Here is a 23136-nt window from a genome sequence, read left to right as displayed (position 1 = left end):
GCTGATGGCGATCGAAAGCTTTTCCGAGGAGCGATTTCCGCTCCGTGTCGCCTTCGGGACGAGCGGCGGTCCGGAGCGGCTGACCGAGATCGTCCGGCTGTCCACAGGCTACGAGCACCGCAACCAGCGCCACAGCCGCTCGACGCGGCGCTACGATGCGGGCTCGGGGGTGAAGAGCCTCGCCGATCTCGCCGCCGTGCTGGCCTTCTTCGAGGCGCGGCGGGGCAAGCTGACCGGGTTCCGATTCCGCGATCCGCTCGACTTCAGCTCCGCTGCCCACGGTGCCGCCGTCACCGCGTTCGACCAGGCGATCGGGACCGGCGACGGCGAGACGGCGGCGTTCCAGCTGGCGAAGCGCTATGGCAGTGGCGACGGCGCCTATGTCCGGCCGATCGAGAAGCCGGTGCCCGGCACCGTCCTCGTCGCCGTCGCCGGCGTCATCGCGACGGATGGCCTGCTGATCGACGAGACGACCGGCCTCGTGACCTTCGATGCGCCGCCCGCAGATGGAGTGACGATCACGGCCGGCTTCGCCTTCGACGTGCCGGTGCGTTTCGACATGGACCAACTGGCGATCAACCTTGCGGCCTTCGAAGCCGGCGAGATCCCCTCCATCCCGCTGATCGAGGTGCGGCCATGAAGACGCTGCCACAGGCGCTGGCGACGGCCGTCGGCCGGCCGGCGACGACGCTCGCCAATTGCTGGCGGCTGATGCGCAGCGACGGCCTCGTCCTCGGCTTCACCGATCATGACTTCCCCTTGAGCTTCGACGGCACGCGCTTTGAAGCCGCGACGGGGCTGACGGCGAGCGAGGCGGAGGAAGAGCTCGGTCTCGCCGCGGCGACGCGCGAAGTGCAGGGTGCACTCTCCTCGGCGGCGATCGAGGAAGCCGACATTTGGGCCGGGCGCTTCGACGGTGCCAGGATCGAGACCTTCGTCGTCGACTGGCAGAATCCTGAAGCATTCCTGCGTGTCGACGTTGCCGAACTCGGCGAGGTGAAGCGCGGCGAGACCGCCTTCACCGCCGAGTTGCGCAGCGCCGCGGCGAAGCTCGACCGGGTCCGTGGCCGGCTCTACCGGCGTCGCTGTGACGCGGTCTTCGGCGACGGACGCTGCCGGTTCCCCGCATCGGAGGCTCCCTTCACCATCGACGTGCCAGTGTCCGGCGGCAGTGGCGCGCTGATCGAGACGACGGGCGATCTCGGCGCCGAACCGGCTCTCTTCGCCTTCGGCCGGCTGGTCGTGCTGGACGGCGCGGGCCGGGATCTCTCGGCCGACATCGTCTCCGTGGCGCCGACCGGGCTCGGTACGGTCCGCTTCGTCCTTGCCGATCCGATCGATGCCGGCGTCGCCGTCGGGGATCGCGTCCGTCTGACTCAGGGCTGCGACAAGAGCTTTGCGACCTGCCGCACGCGCTTTGCCAATTCCGCGAACTTCCGTGGCTTCCCGCATATCCCCGGCGCCGATGCGACGCTGGCCTATGCCAAGTCGGACGGCGTCTACGACGGCGCGGCGGTTGTGCCATGAGCAGCGGGCGCAGGAGCGCAGCGCTCACGGCCGCCAGAGGCTGGCTCGGCACACCCTACCGCCACCAGGGCAGCCGCAAGGGCGTCGGCTGCGACTGCCTGGGCCTCGTACGCGGTGTCTGGCGCGACCTCTACGGCGCCGAGCCGGAGGCGGCGGGACCATATGCGGCGAGCTGGGCAGTCGTCGGCGGCGACGATCGCCTGCTGGAGGCGGCGCGGCGGAACCTGGACACCGTCGCCACCGCCGATGCGATGCCGGGCGACGTCGTCCTGTTCCGCTGGAAGATCGGCGCGCCGGCGACCCACTGCGGGATCCTCGACGAAGGCGGACGGCTGATCCACGCCTATGAGGGCGCGGCCGTGGTCTCCTCGCCGATGCCGAACGCCTGGGCGCGGCGGATCGCCGGTGCCTTCTCTTTCCCGAACCAGCCTTCTCAGGAGGACTGATGGCGACGATCCTTCTGCAGGCGGCCGGCGGTCTGGTCGGCGGCCTCATCGGCGGACCGTTCGGCGCCATCCTCGGCCGCGCCGTCGGCGGCCTCGCCGGCGCCGCCATCGACAGCCAGTTGTTCGCCTCGACGCGGCATGTCGAGGGCGCGCGGCTGACCGGCAACCGCGTCATGCAGGCCGACGAGGGCGGCGGCATCGCACGCGTCTACGGCACGGCCCGCGTGGCGGGGCAGGTGATCTGGACGACGCGCTTCGAAGAGGAGACGACGACCGAGCGCCAGGGCGGCAAGGGCGGCGGCAGGGGCGTCGAGACCACCACCTACAGCTATTTCGGCAATGTCGCCGTCGGGCTCTGCGAGGGGCCGATCGCGACGATCCGCCGGGTTTGGGCGGACGGGGAGGAACTCGACCTCGAGACGGTGACGATGCGGGTGTATCGGGGCTACGAGACGCAGGCACCCGACCCGCTGATCGAGGCGAAGCAGGGCGAGGGGAACGCCCCGGCCTATCGCGGCCTCGCCTACCTCGTCTTCGAACGCCTGCCGCTGCAGAGCTACGGCAACCGCATCCCGCAGATCGCCTGCGAGGTGATCCGACCGATCGGGAACCTCGAAGGACAGCTCAAGGCGGTCACCGTCATCCCCGGCGCCACCGAGCACGGGCTCGACACCAGGGTCGTCCGCGATCGGCTGCGCGAGGGCGAGGACCGCTTCCTCAACCGCAACGTCACCTATGCCGCGAGCGACTGGACGGCGTCGATCGACGAGCTGACGGCGCTGTGCCCGGCGCTGGAGCGGGCCGCGCTGGTCGTCTCCTGGTTCGGCGACGATCTGCGGGCCGGACACTGCCGGCTGACGCCGCGGGTGGAGATCGACAGGCGCGCCGAGACCGAGGAGTGGCATGTCGGTGATCTCGGCCGCGGCGAAGCCCCGCTCGTCAGCCGGATCGGCGGGGGACCGGCCTTCGGCGGCACGCCGAGCGATGCTGGCGTGCTGCGCGCCATCGCCGACCTGAAGGACCGCGGGCTGAAGGTCACCTACTATCCGTTCCTGCTGATGGACGTGCCGCACGGCAACGGGCTGAGCGATCCCTATGGTGCGGGCGAGCAGGCGGCCTTCCCCTGGCGCGGGCGGATCACGCTCGACGTCGCGCCGGGGCGGCCGGGCTCCGGCGACCGGACCGCCGGTGCCCGCGCGGACATTGCCGCCTTCCTCGGCACGGCATCTGCGTCCGACTTCAGCTTCGACGGCGACCGCCTGCGCTACCATGGGCCGGACGAGTGGTCGTATCGCCGGATGATCTTCCAGCAGGCGCACCTCGCCGCTCGGGGCGGCGTCGACGCCTTCGTCATCGGTTCGGAGCTGCGCGGGCTGACGCGGCTGCGCGATGCGGAAGGCCGCTTCCCCTTCGTCGAGGGGCTCATCGCCATCGCCGAGGCCGTGAAGGTGCTGATGCCGGATGCGGCGGTCGTCTATGCCGCCGACTGGAGCGAGTATTTCGGCTACCACCCCGACGACGGCTCCGGCGACGTCTTCTTCAATCTCGACCCGCTCTGGGCCTCGAGCGCGATCGACGCCGTCGGGATCGACAACTACCTCCCGCTTGCCGACTGGCGGGACGATGCCGCGCCGCGCGTCGCGGCGCCGTCGGCCTACGATCGCGATGCTCTGGCGGCAGGCATCGCCGGCGGCGAATACTACGACTGGTACTATGCATCCGCGGCGGACCGGGCCGCCGGGCGGCGCACGGCGATCACCGACGGCGCCGCCGGCAAGCCCTGGATGTACCGGGCCAAGGATCTTCTCGGGTGGTGGTCGAACCCGCATGTCGAGCGGCGTGGCGGCGTCGAGATCGATGCGGCCTCCGCCTGGATGCCGAAGATGAAGCCGATCTGGTTCACCGAGCTCGGCTGTCCGGCGATCGACAAGGGCGCGAACCAGCCGAACGTCTTCGTCGACCCGAAGTCGTCGGAAAGCGAGGTGCCCTACTTCTCGACCGGTGCGCGCGACGACCTTGTCCAGCGCCGCTTCCTGGAAGCGCATCTGGCGCATTGGGACCCGGCGGCGGCCGGCTTCCAGGATGCCAACAATCTCGTCTCGCCGGTCTATGGCGGGCGCATGGTAGAGCCCTCCGCGATCCATGTCTGGACGTGGGATGCGAGGCCGTATCCGGCCTTTCCCGGCCGCACCGACGTCTGGAGCGACGGCGACAACTGGCGCCGTGGGCATTGGCTCAGCGGTCGCCTCGGTACCGCGCCCGCCGACGCGCTCTTCGCCGCGATCCTGCGGGACCATGCGATCGACGACTTCGACGTCCGCGCGGTTGAGGCGATGGTCACCGGCTATGTCGACGACGGCCCGAGTTCGGCGCGCGACGTTCTGGAAGGGCTGTTGCGCCTGACCGGCAGCGTCGCGCACGCGGCGGACGGCGCGATCGTCTGCCGGTCGCTCGCGCGCCTCTTCCCGCAAGCGGCGATCGACGGCTTTGCCGAGAGCGACGGCGCCTATGTCGAGCTGCGCCGGGCCGAGGCGGAAGCGCGCACCGACATGATCACGCTCAGCTTCCTCGATCCGTGGCGCGCCTATCAGCCGGGCACGGCGGAGGCGGCGCGGGCCGGCGTCGAGCGCCCGCGCCAGGAGATCGTCGGCGTCTCCGCCGCGCTCGACGAGAGCCAGGCGAAGGCGCTGGCGGCCGTCATGCTGCAGGAGGCCGGTGCCGTCGCCGAGACCGCGGTCTTCGCCGTCGAGCCGGCGCGACTGGACATCAAGGCGGGCGACGTCCTGACGCTGGCGGACCATCGCGGCGAATGGCTGGTCGCGCGGATCGAGACCGGCGAAGCGCGGCGGATCGAGGCCCGGCGGCTGCCGCAGCGCCGGATTGCCGGAGCCGATGCCGGCGTGACGCTGCAACTGCCGCCGGTTTCGTCCGCCGCCGCGTCGCGGCCGCGGGTCGAGCTCCTCGACCTGCCGCTGCCCGACGGGGCGACGGGACTGGCCGGCGCGCGGTTTGCGGTCAGCGCGTCCCCCTGGACCGGCTACAGCCTCTCGCCGGCAGATGGCGGCAGTGTCACCGGAGCGCGCGCGACGGCCCTGCGGCCGGCGACCCTCGGCCGGCTGACGCAAGCCCTCGCACCGGGACCTGAAGGGCGGCTCGACCGCGGCAATCGCCTGACGGTCAAGCTCGACCGCGGCGCGCTCTACGCGATCTCGCGCGCGGCCCTGCTCGCCGGCGGCAATCTGTGCGCCGTCGAATGCGGGAGCGGAGGCTTTGAGGTGCTGCAGTTCGAAGCGGCGGAGGAAATCGCGCCGTCGCTCTTCGAACTGTCCGGCCTGTTGCGCGCGCAGGGCGGCACCCAGGACGCCATGGCGACTGGAGCCATCGCCGGCGCGGCCTTCGTCCTGCTCGATGCGGCCTGCGGCGATCTCGGCCTCAAGACGAGCGAGGTCGGGCGAGAGATCTCCTGGCGCGTCGCGCCGCTCGGCCGGCCGCTCGCCGATGCCGCCGCCGTCACGGTCACCGCGACGCTGGGGCAGCGCTCGGTCCTACCCCTCTCGCCCGTGCACATCCGTGCGCGGTTCGCTGCCGACGGCGCGGTGACCTTCGCCTGGATTCGGCGCACCCGGACCGGCGGCGACAGCTGGGAGGGGCGCGACGTGCCGCTTGGCGAAGAGCGCGAACTCTACAGCGCGGCCATCGCCGATGACAGCGGCAGAGTCCTCGTGCGTGAGCCGGAGACGCCGGAACTGACACTGTCCGCAGTCGAGCAGATGGCGGCCTTCGGCGCTTGCTCCGGGCGCATCACCCTGACGGTCGCGCAGGTCAGCCCTGTCTGGGGCGCCGGCACGCCCCGCGCAGCCACGTTCTCCCGTCCGGCATGGTTGCCGGCAGTTTAAGAGAGAGGAAGGACAGCATGGACGAAACCAAACCGTGGTACCAGTCGCGTACGATCTGGGGCGGCGTCGTCGCGTTGATCGCGGCCAGCGCCGGCTATTTCGGCTACGACCTCGATCCCGGCGCGCATGAGGCCCTGACCAATGCGCTGATCAGCGGCGCCGGCGCGGTGGGCGCCGTCGTCGCGATCTACGGGCGCCTGGCCGCCAAGTCGACGATCGGATAGGCAGCCGGCCGTCCGCCGAAGCCCTGTCTCGAAGGCGTGACCCGCCGATGCGGACAGGGGCGGCGGACGGTCCAGGCGCCATTCATTCGCTATTCAGCCGCCAGTTGCTACAAATGCCGGGACTCGAGACTATTCTGCGGCACACTCGTCCGATCGGCCTGCCATGACATCAGCTCCAAAGCTCCACGCCATCTGCCTGACGACGGCCGCAGTGCTTGCCGGCGGGATGAACATTGCCTCGGCCTACGGCAAGACGCACTGGCAGCGCACCGACCCGCAGGCCGTTACGCTGCAGCAAGGGGCGCCTGTCCAGCTCGCGGCTGAAGACTGCTCCAGCGCGGCCGACCGCGCAGCTTCCCAGACCGGGGGGCAGGTCCTGTCGGTCTCGATGCGCCGACAGGGAGGGCAGACGGTGTGCGTGGTGACCGTCCTCGTCCCGGCGCGCGACGGCGAGCGTCCGCGCAAGAAGACCGTCACGATAAAGCCCTGACGGGAGGGCAGAAGAGGGCCCCGCCGTAGCAGTATGCGGCTGATCGCGGAGGAATTGCAGGCATGCGCGTGCTCGTCGTCGAAGACGATCGGATCCTGAATCGGCAGCTGGTGGAGGCGCTCAGCGGCGCCGGCTATGTCGTCGACACCGCCTTCGACGGGGAGGAGGGCCATTACCTCGGCGATACCGAGCCCTATGACGCGGTGATCCTCGATATCGGCCTGCCGCAGATGGACGGGATCAGCGTCCTCGAGCGCTGGCGGCGCGAGGACAAGGTCATGCCCGTGCTGATCCTGACGGCCCGCGACCGCTGGAGCGACAAGGTCTCCGGCATCGATGCCGGCGCCGACGACTACGTGACCAAGCCCTTCCACGTCGAGGAAGTGCTGGCCCGCGTGCGCGCATTGATCCGCCGCGCCGCCGGCCATGCGTCGTCGGAGATCCACTGCGGGCCGGTGCGGCTCGACACCAAGGCGGCGCGCGCCAGCGTCGACGGCGCTCCGCTGAAGCTGACCTCGCACGAATATCGCCTGCTCGACTATCTCATGCACCACCAGGACGCGGTCGTCTCGCGCACCGAACTGATCGAGCACCTCTACGATCAGGATTTCGACCGGGATTCGAACACGATCGAGGTGTTCGTCGGGCGGCTGCGCAAGAAGCTCGGCGTCGACCTGATCGAGACCATCCGCGGCCAGGGCTACAGGATGCGCGATGGCAGCGCCGACGCCTGAGAGGCTGCGGCCGGCATGGCTGCCGAAGCTCCGGGCAGGCCTGGCGCCGCGGGCTGCGGCGGCGCGTGCGCGGCGGTTCGTCGGCCGTGCGAACCCTCTGACGTCGCTGACCGCGCGCGTCATCCTCCTGACCAGCCTCTGGACCCTCGTCGCGCTCGCTGTCGCGGCCGGACTGATCTCGACGCTGTACGAGCGGACGGCCACGCGGGGCTTCGAGGATCTCCTGACCGCCCAGCTCTACAACCTCGTCAACAGCGTGACGGCGGGCGAGAACGGCGACCTTTCCGGCAACCCCGATCTCGGCGACCTGCGCTACGCTCAGCCGCTGTCGGGCTGGTATTGGGAGGTGGTGCCGGCCAGCGCCAACACCCATGGCCGCCTGACATCAGCGTCGCTCGGCCTCCTCGATATTCCCACCAAGCCGGCCCAGCGCGTTCCCTTCGACATGTCCTACCGCCGCGCCTACGACGTCGACGGGCTGAGCGGCGAGCGTTTGCGCGTCATCGAGACCGAGGTCGTGCTCGACGCCGCCAACCATGCCGCGCGATTCCGGGTCATGGGCAATCTCTCCTCGGTGTCGGCCGACATCGCCGCCTTCAACCGTTCGCTCGCCTTCTATCTCGGTGCCGTCGGCATCGGCTCGATCGTCGTCAACATCCTCGCCATCCTGTTCGGCCTGCGCCCGCTCGGCGCAGTGCGCCGGGCGCTGTCGAAGGTCCGCGCCGGGCAGGCGGAGCGGTTGGAAGGCCGCTTCCCGGCCGAGATCGCACCGCTCACCGTCGAGGTGAACGCGCTGATCGACAACAACCGGCGGATCGTCGAGCGTTCGCGCACCCAGGTCGGCAACCTCGCCCATTCCCTGAAGACGCCGCTCGCCATCCTCGTCAACGAAGCGGCGGCTCTTGGTGGCGAGCACGGGCGCGTCATCTCCGACCAGACCGGACGGATGCGCGGCCAGGTCCAGCATTATCTCGACCGCGCGCGGGTCGCGGCCCAGAGCGAGGGCGGGGCAGTATTCCGCACGCCGGTGCGCCCGGCGCTGGAGCGCATCGTCCGCGTCATCGGCAAGCTCCACCCGAACCTCGCCTTGGACTTCGACCCGGCCGCGGCCGAGAATCTCATCTTCGGCGGGGAACGCCAGGACTTCGAGGAGGTCGTCGGCAATCTTCTGGAGAATGCCGCGAAATGGGCGGACAGCGAGATCCGGGTCTCCTGTCGCGCGATCCCGGGAGAACGATTCCTCACCACGATCGAGGACGACGGGCCGGGGCTCGGCGAGGCGCAGATGGTGGAAGCCCAGAAGCGTGGGCGACGCCTCGACGAGGCGACGCCCGGCAGCGGCCTCGGCCTCTCCATCGTCTCCGACATCGCCGCCGATTATCGCGGTTCGCTCGAACTCTCGCGTTCCGAACTCGGCGGCCTGAAGGCGACGGTCGTTCTGCCCTGTGCGCGTGGGGCGCTGACGGCTTGACATGCGGACGCGGAGCGGCAACTGCCAAGGCTCGACTTCCTTCCGCTTCTGGACGGCCTCGCATTCGGACGGACCCTTCGCGCATGGCTTTCAAGCATCTCGTTCCTCTCCTGGCCCTGCCGATGGCGGGATGTCTGTCGTTCGGAGGGGGGCAGGCCAGTCTCGCGCCGTCCGCCGGGGTGAAGGCACTGGGCGAGGGCCTGGTGGGGCAGAGTGCGCTGGCTTCTCGCCTGCCGGCGGACGCCAAGGCGAAGGCATTGGCGGCGGAATTCCAGGCGCTGGAATACACGCCGGCCGGGCAGCCCGTGACCTGGAGCGCCGACGGCTATTCCGGTCAGGTCGTGCCGACCCAGCCCTACCGCGTCGGGTCGCAGGACTGCCGCGCCTATTCCCAGACGATCAATGGCGGCAAGCAGCCGATCCGCACGCTCGGCACCGCCTGCAAAACCCCGGACGGGCTCTGGAAGCCTGTCGCCTGACTGACGGGATCGGCTGCCGGGTCTTGCGGTTGCAGGTCTTCAGGATTTGAATGGGAAAGTTCCGGCGCCTCTGCTAAGGCGCTTGCGACGCTCGAACCGACGGACGGGCTGGCTTTGCCCTGCCTTTTCCGCCTCTCCCTTCCCGATCCTGAAATGAGTGGCATGGAATTCTGGGTCATTGCAGCCGTCATGACGGCAGCCGTCACGCTGGCGGTTCTCTGGCCGCTGATGCGCAGCCGATCCGAAACGGCCGCGACGCGGGCCGATCACGACGTCGAGGTCTATGCCTCGCAACTGCGCGAACTCGAGGCAGATGTCGAGCGCGGCACCATGGCGGAGTCGGAAGCCGAGACCGCCCGGGCGGAGATCGGCCGGCGGCTCCTGAAGGCGGCGGAGAAGGCGCGCGCCGCCAAGGCCCGTCGCCTCGGCCAGGGCTGGCGCCGGCCGGCCATGCTCGCGGCGATCCTCGCCGTCGTCCTGATCATTCCGGCGCTGACGACCACGCTCTACACGATCTACGGTGGCAGGGCGCTGCCCGACGAGCCGCTGGCGGCCCGCACCACGCCGCCGGGCAGCGACATGAGCATGGACCAGATCGTCGCCGCCGCCGAAAAGCGGCTGCGCGACAACCCCAATGACGGCAAGGGCTGGGATCTCCTGGCGCCGGTCTATCTGCAGATCGACCAGCCGAAAAAGGCCGAGACCGCGTATCGCAACGCCATTCGCCTGCTCGGTCCGACGGCCAGTCGCGAGGGCGGGCTCGGCGAGGCGATCGCGCAGGTCGCCGGCGGCGAGGTCACCGACGAAGCCAAGGCCGCCTTCGAACGGGCGCTGAAGATCAATCCGGACTACCTCCCGGCGCAGTTCTTCCTGGCGCTGGACGCGAGCCAGGAGCAGCGGGCGGCGGACGCCGAAGCCCGCTGGTCGAAGCTGATCGCCGCAAGTCCGAAGAACGCGCCGTGGATGCAGATCGCGCAGGCCGGACTGGCCGATGCCAGGATGCGCCAGGGCAAGAGCAGCGGCCTGCCGGACGGGGCGACGGCGTCCGCGGCCCCGCAGCCGGGCGCGCCGGCAGGTGCAGCGCAGGGGCCGGCGGGCGCACCCGGTCCGACCGCCTCCGACATGGCGGCCGCAGCCTCGATGTCGGCCAAGGACCGCCAGGCGATGATCGAGAGCATGGTCGCCCAGCTCGCCGATCGGCTGCAGCAGAATCCAAACGACGTCGAGGGGTGGAAGCGGCTGATCCGGTCCTATAGCGTGCTCGGACAGCCGGAAAAGGCCGCCGCCGCCTACGACAAGGCGCAGCGGAGCTTTGCGGCCGATTCCGCCGCGGGCCGGGAAATCGCCGCTTTCGGCGCGCAGATGGGGTTGGGCACCGCGGAGGAGACGAAGACGCAATGACGCGGAAGGCGAAGCGCCTCTATTCGATCGGCGCGATCATGATCGTCATCGGCGCGGCGGTGGGACTGGTGCTGAGTGCGCTGTCCGGCTCGGTCGCCTATTTCAACTCGCCGACCGACCTCGTCGCGCATTCGCCGTCGCCGGGCCAGCGCATCCGGCTCGGCGGTCTCGTCGCCAAGGGCTCGATCGTCCGCAGCGGCGCCGATACCGTCAGCTTCAAGGTCACCGATACCGTCAAGAGCGTGCCCGTCACCTATACCGGCATCCTGCCCGACCTCTTCCGCGAGGGGCAGGGCGTCGTCGCCGAGGGCACGCTCGGACCCGACCACGTCTTCGTCGCAGACACGGTGCTCGCCAAGCACGACGAGCGCTACATGCCGAAGGAGGTCGTCGACGACCTCAAGAAGCGTGGACTGTGGGACGAGGGCACCGGGACGGTGAAGCCGGCCGAGAAGACGGTGTCGGCCGAAACGGCAATGGGAGCGGGCTCGTGATCGTCGAAATCGGACACTACGCGCTGATCCTGGCGCTTTCGGTCTCGCTGCTGCAGTCGGTGCTGCCGATGCTCGGCGCGCGCAGCGGCGACGGCCGGCTGATGGACACCGGTACGGTCATGGCGACCGGCGGCTTCCTGCTGATCGCGCTGTCCTTCTCGGCGCTGGTGACGTCCTACGTCACCTCGGACTTTTCGGTCCTCAACGTCTACCAGAATTCGAACTCGCAGCAGCCGCTGCTCTACAAGTTCACCTCGACCTGGGGCAACCATGAGGGCTCGATGCTCCTCTGGGTGCTGATCCTGTCCTTCTTCGGGGCGCTGGTGGCGCTGTTCGGACGCGACCTGCCGGCCAGCCTGAAGGCCAACGTCCTGTCGGTCCAGGCCTGGATCTCGACGGCCTTCCTGCTCTTCATCCTGATGACGTCGAACCCGTTCACCCGGCTGAACCCGGCGCCGATGGAGGGCCAGGACCTCAACCCGATCCTGCAGGACATCGGCCTCGCGATCCATCCGCCGATGCTCTACCTCGGCTATGTCGGCTTCTCCATCGCCTTCTCCTTCGCGGTCGCCGCGCTGATCGACGGGCGCATCGATGCGGCCTGGGCCCGGTGGGTCCGGCCCTGGACGCTGATTGCCTGGATCTTCCTCACCTGCGGCATCGCGATGGGTTCCTACTGGGCCTATTACGAGCTTGGCTGGGGCGGCTGGTGGTTCTGGGACCCGGTCGAGAACGCCTCCTTCATGCCCTGGCTGTCGGGCACGGCGCTCCTCCATTCGGCGCTGGTGATGGAGAAGCGCTCGGCGCTGAAGGTCTGGACCATCCTCCTCGCGATCCTGACCTTCTCGCTGTCGCTGCTGGGGACCTTCCTGGTGCGCTCCGGCGTGCTCACCTCCGTCCACGCATTCGCCACCGATCCGGCCCGCGGCGTGTTCATCCTGATCATCCTGTGCCTGTTCATCGGCGGTGCGCTGTCGCTCTTCGCCTTCCGGGCCTCGGCGCTCGAAGGCGGCGGCCTCTTCGCGCCGATCAGCCGCGAGGGAGCCCTGGTCTTCAACAACCTGTTCCTGACGACGGCGGCGGCGACCGTCCTCGTCGGAACGCTCTACCCGCTGCTCTTGGAGACCCTGACCGGCGCGAAGATCTCCGTCGGCCCGCCCTTCTTCGACATGACCTTCGGCCCGCTGATGGTACCGCTGCTCTTTGCCGTCCCCTTCGGTCCGCTGCTCGGCTGGAAGCGCGGCGACCTCCTGGCCGCCGCCCAGCGCCTCTACGCGGCGGTCGGCGCCGCGCTGGTGACGATCGTGATCGCGCTGGCGCTGACCAACGGCACGCGCATCCTCGCCGCACTCGGCTTCGGCCTCGCGGTCTGGCTGCTCGTCGGCGCGGCGACCGACCTCGTCGGGCGGGCGAACTTCCTCAAGGTGGGCTTGCGCAACGGTTTCCGGCGCCTTGCCGGACTGCCGCGCTCGGCCTTCGGCACGGCGATCGCCCATTTCGGCCTCGGCATCACCGTGCTCGGCATCGTCACCGCGTCGGCGTTCCAGACCGAGCTGATAACCAACATGAAGCCGGGCGACACGGTGAACGCCGGCGGCTATGCGATCACCTTCAAGGGCATGACCCCGCGGCAGGGGCCGAACTACGAGGAGCATTACGGCACCTTCGACCTGCGCCGCGACGGTCTGGAGGCCGGGACGATGCGCAGCGCCAAGCGCTTCTACCCGGCGAGGCAGACGCCGACGACGGAGTCCGGGATCCGCACCGACTGGTTCTCGCAGCTCTACATCTCGCTCGGCGACCCGTCCGCCGAGGGCGGCATCGTGGTGCGCGTCTGGTGGAAGCCGCTGGTGACCTTCATCTGGCTGGGCGCGCTCTGCATGGCCTTCGGCGGTCTCGTTTCGCTCGCGGACCGGCGCCTGCGGGTCGGGGCGCCGGCGCGGCGCCGGCGCGAAGCGCTGGCACCGGCGGAGTAGCGGCGATGGTGGGCAAGCTCGCGATCGTCTTCGCCGCCTTCGCGCTGCTCGTCGCGGCAGTGCCGGCCGGCCTCCTGGTCGCACCGGCCTATGCGGTCAATCCGGACGAGATGCTGAAGGACCCGGTGCTGGAGGCGCGGGCGCGGCATCTTTCGGAAGGGCTGCGTTGCCTCGTCTGTCAGAACGAGTCGATCGACGCCTCCAACGCCGATCTTGCGAAGGACCTTCGGCTGCTGGTGCGCAAGCGCATCAAGGCCGGTGACACCGATCAGGAAGTCATCGATTATCTCGTCTCGCGCTATGGCGAGTTCGTGCTGCTGAAGCCGCGCTTCGACTGGCGGAACCTCGCGCTCTGGGCGACGCCCGTCGTTGCGCTTCTCGCCGGTCTCGCCTTCGCGCTTCGCAGCGCCGCGACGCGCCGGCGGCGGCAGGGCCCCGCACCTCTGACGGCGCAGGAAGAGGCCGCGATCGCGGATGTCGTGGAGGCGCAGCGCTGAGGCGATCGGCGGCACCGGCCGGGAGGCGAACTTACCAAGTTTTCACGCCGTCGAAAAAGTCTCGTAATCTCTCCGAATCTATCTCTCCATGCACGATGGGTCCTCCTGACGAAGAGGACCGGCTCTTGCATTTGTTCCAGGGGAAGGAAATTCGATGACGAACGTGACGAGGCATAAGCCGAGGCGGAACCGGCTGTTCGCGTCGGTGCTTGCGGCGGGTGTCGCCGGCCTCGCCCTGTCCGGCGGCATGATCGGCGATGCGCAGCCGGTCCTCGCCGACCCGGTGCATGTCGACGCACCGCAGCAGACCTTCGGCTTCGCCGACGTCGTCCAGAAGGTCTCTCCCGCCGTCGTGTCGGTCCGCGTGACCGAGGACGTCAAGGCAACCGCGGACGACAGCCAGACCTTCGACGACCCGTTCCAGGGGCTGCCGGAAGACCACCCGCTGCGCCGCTTCTTCGATATTCCCGGCCAGAAGGGCGTCAAGCCGCATTTGGCGCCGCGCCACGCGATGGCGCAGGGCTCCGGTTTCTTCATCTCCGCCGACGGCTACCTCGTCACCAACAACCATGTCGTCGACGGCGGCTCGAAGTACACGGTCGTGATGGACGACGGCACGGAGTACGACGCCAAGCTCGTCGGCACCGACAAGCGGACGGACCTCGCTCTGCTCAAGGTCACGCCGAAGGACGGCAAGACGTTCACCTATGTCGAGTTCGGCGACGATTCGAAGGTGCGCGTCGGCGACTGGGTGGTGGCCGTCGGCAACCCGTTCGGCCTCGGCGGGTCGGTGACGGCCGGCATCGTCTCGGCCAGGGGGCGCGATATCGGCGCCGGCCCCTATGACGACTTCCTGCAGATCGACGCGGCGGTGAACCGCGGCAATTCCGGCGGCCCGGCCTTCAACCTCAACGGCCAGGTCATCGGCATCAACACCGCGATATTCTCGCCGTCCGGCGGCAATGTCGGCATCGCCTTCGCGATTCCCGCTTCCGTCGCCAAGGACGTCATCCAGTCGCTGAAGCAGAACGGTTCGGTCGAGCGCGGCTGGCTCGGCGTCCAGATCGCGCCTGTCACGAGCGACATCGCCGAGGCCGTCGGCCTGTCCGAGGCGAAGGGCGCGATCGTCACCCTGCCGGACAACGAGACGCCGGCCTCCAAGGCGGGCATCGAGACCGGCGACGTGATCACCGCGGTCAACGGCGACACGGTCGCCGATCCGCGGGAGCTTGCCCGCAAGGTCGCCGACTATCGTCCTGGCACCACGGTCGACGTCACCGTCTGGCGCAACAACCAGGCGAAGCAGATCAAGGTCACCCTCGGCAATCTGTCGAAGCTCGACGAGGCCGCCTCGGTCACCTCCGACAAGGGCACCGGCGCTCCGGTCAGCCCGTCCTCGCTGTCCGGCTACGGCATCACCGTGACGCCTTCGGATGACGGCGCGGGCGTCGTCATCACCGATGTCGATCCCGACTCGGCGGCGGCCGACAAGGGCATGCGGCCGGGCGACACGATCGTCGCCGTGAACGGCAAGTCGGTGGCGAGCCAGGACGACGTCCGCCAGGCGCTCAACGCGGCCTCGAAGGCCGGCCGCAAGGCCGCGCTGTTCCAGCTGAAGAACGGCGACCAGAACCGCTTCGTCGCGCTGCCGGTCGCCAAGGGCTGAGGCGAGCCTGGCGCTGTGCCGGCTCGGACGGTCTCGCCCGAGCCCGAATCGCGCGGATCTCCGCCCGGCTGGCGCCGCATCGCGCGCCGGCCGGGCAGCCGCCGCTTTGATTTTTTCCGAGAGACACCAATCTAGGAAACCCACAATGTCCGAAACCGTGGCCGCCGAGACCTCGACCGACTCCATGCGCATCCTGATCATCGAAGACGACCGTGAGGCCGCCGCCTACCTCGTGAAGGCGTTGCGGGAGGCCGGGCACGTCGCCGAGCATGCGGAGAACGGGGAGGAGGGGCTGCACATGGCGGAGAGCCGCGCCTACGACGTCCTGGTGGTCGACCGCATGCTGCCGAAGCGCGACGGCCTGTCCGTCATCGCCAGTCTTCGCGAACAGAAGAACGAGACGCCGGCGCTGATCCTTTCGGCGCTCGGCCAGGTCGACGACCGGGTGAAAGGACTGCGGGCCGGCGGTGACGACTATCTCGCCAAGCCCTTCGCCTTTTCCGAACTTCTCGCCCGCATCGAGGTGCTCGGCCGCCGGCGGATCGGCAAGGACGTCGAGACGAGCTACCGCGTCGGTGATCTGGAACTCGACCGGCTCTCCCACGAGGTGCGCCGCGGCGGCAAGCAGATCGTGCTGCAGCCGCGCGAGTTCCGGCTCCTCGAATATCTGATGAAGCATGCGGGGCAGGTGGTCACCCGGACGATGCTGCTCGAAAACGTCTGGGACTATCACTTCGACCCGCAGACCAACGTCATCGACGTCCACATCTCCCGGCTGCGCTCGAAGATCGAGCGGGATTTCGACTCGGCGCTGCTCCACACGGTGCGCGGATCGGGCTACATCATGCGGGCCGCCGAGGAGGCGCGCGGCGCGTGAGCGGCGAGTGAGTCGGGGGGCCTCGGCAAGCGGGACGTGCGGCGACCGCAAGAGCCTGCGGCGCCCGACAGGATGAAAGGATCGGCAGGATCATTTTTGGGACCGGCGGCATGGCTCGACTGAAGGCGCTGATGCGCATGACGGCCGTCCGCCTGTCGGCCCTGTATTTCCTGCTCTTCGCCGTCTGCGCGGTGGTTCTCGTCTTCTACGTCACGGCGACCGCTTCGAGCATCCTGGAGACGCAGAGCCGCAATGCGATCTCCGGCGAGATCTCCGAACTGTCGCAGATCTACCGGACGTCCGGCATCATCGGCCTGGTGCGCACCATCGATCGCCGCGCCCGCCAGCCCGGTGCCTCGCTCTATCTCGTGACCGACGCCACCGGGCGCATCATCGCCGGCAACGTGGCCAGCCTGCAGGCCGGCGTGCTCGACGATCCCGGCTTCACGTCGCAGGCCTTCGCCTACGAGCGCTTCACCGAAGAACCCTCCGACCGCTACCACATCGCGATCGCCGACGTCGTGGCGCTGCCGAACGGCATGCGCATTTTGGTCGGCCGCGACACGACGGAGCAGGCCCGCTTCCGCGCCATCGTCCAGAGCGCGCTGATCCTGGCGCTGGCGCTGATGGGCGCGGCGGCGCTGCTCGCCTGGTTCTTCATCGGCCGCAGGGCGCTGCAACGGCTCGACCGCATGTCGGCCTCGAGCGCCCGCATCCTGTCCGGCGATCTCACGGAGCGCCTGCCGGTGACCGGGGCCGGCGACGAATTCGACCGGCTGTCGGAGAACCTCAACATCCTGCTCGCCCGCGTCGCGCTTCTGCAGGAAGGGCTGCAACAGGTCTCGGACAACATCGCCCATGATCTGAAGACACCGCTCACGCGCCTGCGCAATCACGCCGAGCAGGCATTGGCGGCGCCGGCGGAGACTGGGGACACGCGCGAGGCGCTGGAAGGCATGATCGCCGAAGCCGACCAGATGATCCGGACCTTCGACGCGCTTCTGATGATCTCGAAGGTGGAGGCCGGCTCGCACGCCGCGCTGAAGGGCGATGTCGATGTCGCGGCGATCGTCGCAGACGTCGCCGAACTCTACGAGCCGCTCGCCGAGGAGGTCGGCGCCGAAATCGAGGTCGTAGCGCCCGAGAGCCTGACGGTCCTCGCGAGCCGCGAACTGATCGCCCAGGCCGTCTCCAACCTCGTCGACAACGCGCTGAAATACGCCGCGACCTGCGAGCGCGAGATCCGCGTCGTGATCAGCCTGACTGCGGACGAGAGGATCTGGCGGCTGGCGGTCGCCGACAACGGGCCGGGCATTCCCGCCGACAAGCGCGAGCGCGTGTTGGAGCGCTTCTATCGGCTCGATCAGAGCCGCTCGATGCCGGGCTCCGGCCTCGGCCTGTCGCTCGTCCAGGCGATCGCCGCGGTTCATGATGGCCGGCTGACGCTTGAGGATGCGGAGCCGGGCCTTAAGGTTGTGCTGGAGTTCCCGCGGGAGGAAGCGGCGCGTAGCGATGGCCAGGGATGACACATCCACCTTCGGGATCGGCGGCGGCATCTGCCTGACGCCGCTCGACGCGGCGCGGGCAGCCGAATGGCTGGGCGATCTCCGCCGCGCTGCCGACGAGCGGGAATGCCGAGGGTTGGCCGCTGCGCTCGACGCGGGCCGCGCGAACGCCGAAGGCGATGCCGCGCGGCTCGGCGCGGTGATGGAGCTCTCGCCCTATCTTCGCGGCGCCATGCTTCAGCACCCGGAATGGCTGGCGGCGCTGCAGGAGCGTCCGGCCGATCAGATCATCGCCGAGCGGATCGCCTCGCTGTCGGAGCCGCCGGCGGCCGGCGAGGGCGAGACGGCGCTGATGGCGCGGCTGCGGCTGGTGAAGCGCGAGGTCTCCCTGCTGATCGCGCTCCGCGACCTGTTCGGAGCGGCAAGCCCTGCCGAGACGACCGCAAGCCTGTCCGATCTCGCCGAGGCGACGGTCGGCGCCGCCCTTCGCTTCTGCCTGACGGAGGCGCATCGGACCGGCAAGATCGTCCTGCCGCATCTGGACGAGCCGGAGCGGGACTGCGGCCTCTTCGTCCTCGGCATGGGCAAGCTGGGGGCGGGCGAGCTGAACTATTCCAGCGACATCGACCTCATCGTGTTCTTCGAGCCGGCGGCGGGCCTCGTTCCGGACCCGATGGAGGCGGTGGAGACACTGTCGCGCATCGTGCGGCGGCTGGTGCGGATCGTCGGCGAGCGCACCGGCGAGGGCTACGTCTTCCGTACCGACATGCGCCTGCGCCCCGATCCTGGCGCCATGCCGCTCGCCATCTCGACCGACATGGCGCTGACCTATTACGAAGGCAGCGGGCGCAACTGGGAGCGCGCCGCGATGATCAAGGCGCGGCCCGTCGCCGGCGACAGGGCGGCCGGCGAGGCCTTCCTCGACGAGCTTTCGCCCTTCGTCTGGCGGAAATATCTCGACTTCGCGGCGATCGCCGACATCCAGGACATGAAGCTCAGGATCGACAGGCACCGCGGCTTCGACGGCCTCGGCATTCCCGGACACAACGTCAAGCTCGGGCGCGGCGGCATCCGCGAGGTCGAGTTCTTCGCCCAGACGCAGCAGCTGATCTCGGGCGGGCGCAGCCCGGCCTTGCGCCAGCGCCGGACCGACCAGGCGCTCGCCGCGCTTGCCGCCGGCGGATGGATCGCGCGAGACACCCGCGACGAGCTGACCGAAGCCTACTGGTTCCTGCGGCGGACCGAGCACGTGATCCAGATGATCGCGGACGAGCAGAGCCACACGCTGCCCGAGGACGAGGAGCGGCTGGAGGAGATCGCCCGCCTGGCGGGCTTTCAGGACGCGGCCGCCTTTTCGGAGGCCCTCCTCGACCGGATGCGCTGCGTCGACCGGCACTTCTCCCAGCTCTTCAGCGACGGGCGCACCGAGCGCGGGGCCGAGTTGCCGGATGCCCATGCGGCCTTGGTCCGGCTGCTCGAGAACGAGGAGGATCCGAGTGGGCTCGAAGGCCTGCGGAGCCTCGGCTATGGCCGGGTGGGAGACGTCGCGCGGATCGTCCGATCCTGGGCCTTCGGGCGCTACCGCGCAACGCGCTCCCAGGCCGCGCGCGAACGCCTCAGCGAGGTCCTGCCGCAGCTCCTCGCCGCCTTCGGGCAGGCCCGCGATCCCGACGGGGCGCTCGCCGCCTTCGACCGCTTCCTCTCGGGCCTGCCGGCCGGGGTCCAGTTCTTCGCGCTGATCGCCTCGAACCCCAAGATCCTCGAACTCCTGGCGCTGATCATCACGTCCGCCCCGGCGCTGCGCGAGACGATCGCGGCGCGCCCGCATGTCTTCGACGCCATGCTCGATCCGGCTTTCCTCGGGGAGCTGCCGGACCGCGCGCTGCTCGCCGAGCGGCTCGCCGCCTTCCTCGCCGATGCCGAGGATTACGAGGACGTCCTCGCAAGGCTGCGGATTTTCGCCTCGGAGCAGCGGTTCCTGGTGGGCGCGCGGATGCTGACCGGCGTCGTCGCCGCGGACGAGGCGGGACCGGCTTTCACCAATGTCGCCGACGTCGTCCTGGAGGCGGCCTTCGCCGCCGTGCACGCCGCCTTCGCCGAGCGCCATGGCCATGTCGCGGGCGAGCGGATGGTGCTTCTCGGCATGGGGCGGCTCGGCAGCCGCGAGCTGACGGCCGGGTCGGATCTCGATCTCATCCTGCTCTACGACCACGATCTCGAGGCCGACCAGTCCGAGGGCCAGAAGCCGCTGCCGCCGACGGTGTACTTCGCCCGGCTCACCCAGCGCCTGATCGCGGCGCTCACCGCCCCGATGCGCGAAGGCGTGCTCTACGACGTCGACTTCCGCCTGCGCCCGTCCGGCAACAAGGGGCCGCTCGCGACCCATTTCGAGGCCTTCGCGCGCTACCAGAAGACCGAGGCCTGGACATGGGAGCGGATGGCGCTCACGCGGTCACGGCCGATCGCGGGCGATCCCGGCCTCTGTGGTGAGGTGGTGGAGACGATCCATGCCGCGATTGCCGAGCCGCGGCCCGCCGATGCGGTCGCCGGCGATGTCGCCGAGATGCGCCGGCGGATCGAGGGCGCCAAGCCCGCGCGGGGACCGCTCGACATGAAGCTTCTCCCCGGCGGGCTGATCGATCTCGAGTTCATCGCGCAATGGGCGCTCCTCACCGAGCGGGCGGATCGCCGCCTGATCGGCGCTCCGACCGAGGACGTTCTCGCCGAAACGGACTTCGGCGACCGGCTGCCGGCGGAGGAGGCCGAACGCCTGCCGCGCGCGATGCGCGACTTCACCCGGGTGATCCAGATCCTGCGGCTCGGTCCGCCCGACGTCTTCCGGCGCGACGATCTGCCGGCAGGCCTTGCCGACCGCATAGCCGCGGCGCTGGGGCTTGAAGCTGCCGAAACGATCGAGCCGACTCTCGCGGAGACCGCTGCGTCGGTGCGCCGGGCCTTTGACATGCTCCTGCCCTTGCCGACGTCGGCGGAGGGGGCGGCAGAGCCGGATGCCGACGCAGAATCGCTGGACGGAGAGGCGCGGAGCACAAAGCCGGCTTGAACGAACGAGGCCGGGCAGGCCGGTCGTCAGTGCGGCGCACTGGCCGCCTGGACGTCGACGCCGTGCGGCCCGGCTGCTGACGCTTCAGGCGGCGCGGCCGACCGACAGCCGGCCCGTCAGCGGCAGCCGCAACGCCACGACGGTGCCCGTTCCGACCCGCGACGAGATCCGCATCCGGCCGCCATGCATCTCAACCAGCGAGCGGGCGATGGCGAGGCCGAGGCCGGTGCCGCGGTTCTTGCGCGTCAGCTCGCTCTCGATCTGCTGGAACGGCCGGCCGAGCGTGTGGAGCGCCTCGCGGGGGATGCCGATGCCGTTGTCGGCCACCGAGATCAGCGCCTGGCCGTCGCAGTTGCGCACCTTCAGCTTCACCGCGCCGCCCGGATCGGTGAACTTCACCGCGTTGGACAACAGGTTCAGGATGACCTGCTTAGTGGCGCGGCGGTCGGAGCGGATCGTCAGTTCCTCCGGCACGCTGACGCTGACCGAGATGTCCTTCTGGCGCGCCTGCACCTCGACGAACTTCGTCACCTCGCCGACGATCTCCTTGAGGTCGAGATCTTCCGGACGCAGTTCCACGCGGCCGGCCTCGATCTTCGCCATGTCGAGGATGTCGTCGATCAGCCGCAGCAGGAACCGGCCGCTGTCGTGGATGTCTTCGGCATATTCGGTGTACTTCGGGCTGCCGAGCGGTCCGAGCGTGTTCTGCCGCATGATGTCGGAGAAGCCGAGGATGGCGTTCAGCGGCGTCCGCAACTCGTGCGACATGTTGGCGAGGAAGGTGGTCTTGGCACGCGAGGCGCTCTCGGCGCGCTCCTTCTCCTCGCCGAAGCGGTGGTTCAGCTCCGACAGCTGCTGGGCCCGGCGATCGGCCTCGCGGCGCGCGGCGGTCAGGTCCTCGATGGTCGCCAGCAGCCGGCGCTCGGAATCGATGGAATGCGCCTGGTGCAGCTTGATCTGGGTGATGTCGGTGCCGATCGAGACGAAGCCGCCATTGCCGGTGCGCCGCTCCGAAATCTGCAGCCAGCGTCCGTCCGGAAGATGCGCCTCGGTCGCGCTCTCGCCCTCCGCGAAGGTCGGGCTCGTCACCCGTACCGTCTCGATCGGGCGGCGGGCCTTCTGCATCACCAGGGCGAGGGGCGTGCCGCGCGCGACGTCGGCTTCCGCAAGACCGAAGGTCTGGCGGTACTTCGAATTGCACAGGACGATGCGGTTGTCCGCGTCACACAGGACGAAGGTCTCGGAAATGTTCTCGATGGCGTTGTTGAGGAGCGCGCCGGCCTCGGTGGTGCGCCGGGCGAGTTCCTTCTGGTCGCTGACGTCGACCGCGATGCCGATGAGGTGGATCTCGTCCTCGGGCGTCCGCGTGACGTCGGCCCGGGCCCGCATCCAGATATACTCGCCGTCGCTCCGCCGCATGCGGAACACCCGGTCGAGCGTGGCGATGCTGCCGTCGGCGACCTGACGCGCGACGTTGAACAGGCCTCCGTCGTCCGGATGCATCAGCGGCGCGACGTCGGCGAAGGACAGGACCCCGTCGCGCGCGGGCATGCCGAGGATCTCGAACATCGAGCGCGACCAGTACATGCGGCCGCGGGCGATGTCCCAGTCCCAGAGGCCGCAGCGGCCGCGCGCCAGCGCCATGTCGACCTTCTGATGCGTCTCGCGATACAGCGCATCGGTGTCCTCGGCGCGGCTCGCCTGCCGGAAATAGGCATAGAGGATCACCAGCATCACCAGGCTGGTCATCGCGAACAGCGTGACGCTGATCGAGACCGAGTGCCGCCAGTCGGCCAGGAGGTCGGGCTCCGGCTGCACGAAGGTGACGCTGTCGCCATGCGGGAGGCGGGCCGAGGCGATGAAGGACGGGACGTCGTTGAAGTTCGTCTGCTGCACGCCCGCGCTCTCCCCGAAAGACAAGAGCGCGCGCGGCGCGTCGATCATGAACTGCAGGTCGCGGCCGATCAGGTATTCGAAGCCGGGGAGCGTCGCGATGACCTTGCCGTTCTCGTCGCTGATGACGGCGAAGCGCCCGAACTGCAGGATGTCCTGCGGCACCGAGTCGGTCAGCAGGGTCTGCATGTCGCTGGCGCCGCTCGCATCCTTCGCCTCGCTCGTCGCGCGCAGAAGCGCGGCGGCGATCTTCAGGTCCCGCTGCGCCGCGCTCTCCAGATCCGCCCGGTCCTGCATGAGGAAGCTGAAGCGCGCCAGCGCCAGGACCAGCAGGAAGCCGACGATCAGGAAAGGAATGATGCGCCGAAGCATCGTCTCGGGCCGCATCGGATGCGGCTGGATGGGCTCCGGAGCATTGGCGGTCGGCAGGTTTCGGGCGAGCCCGACCATGTCGAGTCTTCCGCCCAGCAACCCGTCGAGTAGAGACAAAAGTCTCCCC

The 23136-nt window shown here is 69.4% G+C and carries 18 protein-coding genes; 17 read left to right on the top strand and 1 reads right to left on the bottom strand.

The window, feature by feature from the left end; translation table 11 throughout:
• Window positions 1-4: 4 nt before the first annotated feature.
• The 17 genes from AB5S17_RS04545 to AB5S17_RS04465 all read left to right on the top strand — a co-directional run bounded on the left by AB5S17_RS04545 (window position 5) and on the right by AB5S17_RS04465 (window position 20744).
• Complete coding sequence (locus AB5S17_RS04545) at window positions 5-640, top strand: TIGR02217 family protein (RefSeq protein WP_369236617.1); 636 nt, start codon at window positions 5-7, stop codon at window positions 638-640.
• Window positions 637-1527, top strand: a complete 891-nt coding sequence (locus AB5S17_RS04540) for a DUF2163 domain-containing protein (RefSeq protein WP_369236615.1) — start codon at window positions 637-639, stop codon at window positions 1525-1527. Before AB5S17_RS04545 ends, AB5S17_RS04540 begins: the two co-directional genes overlap by 4 nt.
• A complete protein-coding gene (locus AB5S17_RS04535; protein WP_369236613.1) occupies window positions 1524-1973 on the top strand; it encodes an NlpC/P60 family protein in 450 nt (149 codons plus the stop codon). The genes AB5S17_RS04540 and AB5S17_RS04535 overlap by 4 nt, the downstream gene beginning before the upstream one ends.
• Window positions 1973-5869 (top strand): glycoside hydrolase/phage tail family protein, encoded by a 3897-nt coding sequence (locus tag AB5S17_RS04530; RefSeq protein ID WP_369236611.1) that lies wholly within the window; start codon window positions 1973-1975, stop codon window positions 5867-5869. The genes AB5S17_RS04535 and AB5S17_RS04530 overlap by 1 nt, the downstream gene beginning before the upstream one ends.
• A gap of 17 nt (window positions 5870-5886) precedes the next feature.
• The gene (locus tag AB5S17_RS04525) at window positions 5887-6093 is read left to right on the top strand and encodes a hypothetical protein (RefSeq protein ID WP_369236609.1); all 207 of its coding nucleotides are present in this window, start codon (window positions 5887-5889) and stop codon (window positions 6091-6093) included.
• Between the two features lie 163 nt (window positions 6094-6256).
• A complete protein-coding gene (locus tag AB5S17_RS04520) occupies window positions 6257-6583 on the top strand; it encodes a hypothetical protein (protein WP_369236607.1) in 327 nt (108 codons plus the stop codon).
• A 62-nt stretch (window positions 6584-6645) separates the two neighbouring features.
• Window positions 6646-7317: a response regulator transcription factor gene (locus AB5S17_RS04515; protein WP_369236605.1), complete on the top strand. Its 672-nt coding sequence runs from the start codon at window positions 6646-6648 to the stop codon at window positions 7315-7317.
• Window positions 7298-8788, top strand: a complete 1491-nt coding sequence (locus AB5S17_RS04510; RefSeq protein WP_369236603.1) for an ATP-binding protein — start codon at window positions 7298-7300, stop codon at window positions 8786-8788. The genes AB5S17_RS04515 and AB5S17_RS04510 overlap by 20 nt, the downstream gene beginning before the upstream one ends.
• An 83-nt stretch (window positions 8789-8871) precedes the next feature.
• Window positions 8872-9267, top strand: coding sequence for a hypothetical protein (locus AB5S17_RS04505; RefSeq protein WP_369236601.1), 396 nt, complete (start codon window positions 8872-8874; stop codon window positions 9265-9267).
• Window positions 9268-9429: 162 nt separating this feature from the next.
• Window positions 9430-10668 carry a c-type cytochrome biogenesis protein CcmI gene (gene ccmI / locus AB5S17_RS04500; RefSeq protein ID WP_369236599.1) on the top strand — a complete coding sequence of 413 codons (1239 nt, stop codon included), beginning with the start codon at window positions 9430-9432 and terminating at the stop codon, window positions 10666-10668.
• Window positions 10665-11162: a cytochrome c maturation protein CcmE gene (ccmE, locus tag AB5S17_RS04495; protein ID WP_369236597.1), complete on the top strand. Its 498-nt coding sequence runs from the start codon at window positions 10665-10667 to the stop codon at window positions 11160-11162. The genes ccmI and ccmE overlap by 4 nt, the downstream gene beginning before the upstream one ends.
• On the top strand, window positions 11159-13138 hold the full coding sequence (locus tag AB5S17_RS04490; RefSeq protein ID WP_369236595.1) for a heme lyase CcmF/NrfE family subunit: 1980 nt from the start codon (window positions 11159-11161) through the stop codon (window positions 13136-13138). The genes ccmE and AB5S17_RS04490 overlap by 4 nt, the downstream gene beginning before the upstream one ends.
• Window positions 13139-13143: 5 nt before the next feature.
• On the top strand, window positions 13144-13635 hold the full coding sequence (locus tag AB5S17_RS04485) for a cytochrome c-type biogenesis protein CcmH (RefSeq protein WP_369236593.1): 492 nt from the start codon (window positions 13144-13146) through the stop codon (window positions 13633-13635).
• 154 nt (window positions 13636-13789) lie between these two features.
• Window positions 13790-15301, top strand: a complete 1512-nt coding sequence (locus AB5S17_RS04480) for a Do family serine endopeptidase (protein ID WP_369236591.1) — start codon at window positions 13790-13792, stop codon at window positions 15299-15301.
• A 145-nt stretch (window positions 15302-15446) separates the two neighbouring features.
• On the top strand, window positions 15447-16178 hold the full coding sequence (locus AB5S17_RS04475) for a winged helix-turn-helix domain-containing protein (RefSeq protein ID WP_369236589.1): 732 nt from the start codon (window positions 15447-15449) through the stop codon (window positions 16176-16178).
• 110 nt (window positions 16179-16288) lie between these two features.
• A complete protein-coding gene (locus tag AB5S17_RS04470; protein WP_369236587.1) occupies window positions 16289-17704 on the top strand; it encodes a sensor histidine kinase in 1416 nt (471 codons plus the stop codon).
• Window positions 17691-20744 (top strand): bifunctional [glutamine synthetase] adenylyltransferase/[glutamine synthetase]-adenylyl-L-tyrosine phosphorylase, encoded by a 3054-nt coding sequence (locus AB5S17_RS04465; protein WP_369236585.1) that lies wholly within the window; start codon window positions 17691-17693, stop codon window positions 20742-20744. Before AB5S17_RS04470 ends, AB5S17_RS04465 begins: the two co-directional genes overlap by 14 nt.
• 84 nt (window positions 20745-20828) lie before the next feature.
• On the opposite strand, the gene AB5S17_RS04460 is transcribed toward AB5S17_RS04465, so the two are convergent.
• Window positions 20829-23087: an ATP-binding protein gene (locus tag AB5S17_RS04460; protein WP_369236583.1), complete on the bottom strand. Its 2259-nt coding sequence runs from the start codon at window positions 23085-23087 to the stop codon at window positions 20829-20831.
• Between the last annotated feature and the right edge of the window lie 49 nt (window positions 23088-23136).

Source organism: Jiella sp. M17.18, from assembly GCF_041027365.1.
Classification (GTDB): Bacteria; Pseudomonadota; Alphaproteobacteria; order Rhizobiales; family Rhizobiaceae; genus VKMB-3413.
The sequence above is the reverse complement of the archived record's forward strand: the minus strand, read 5'-3'. Positions and strand labels throughout refer to the sequence as shown.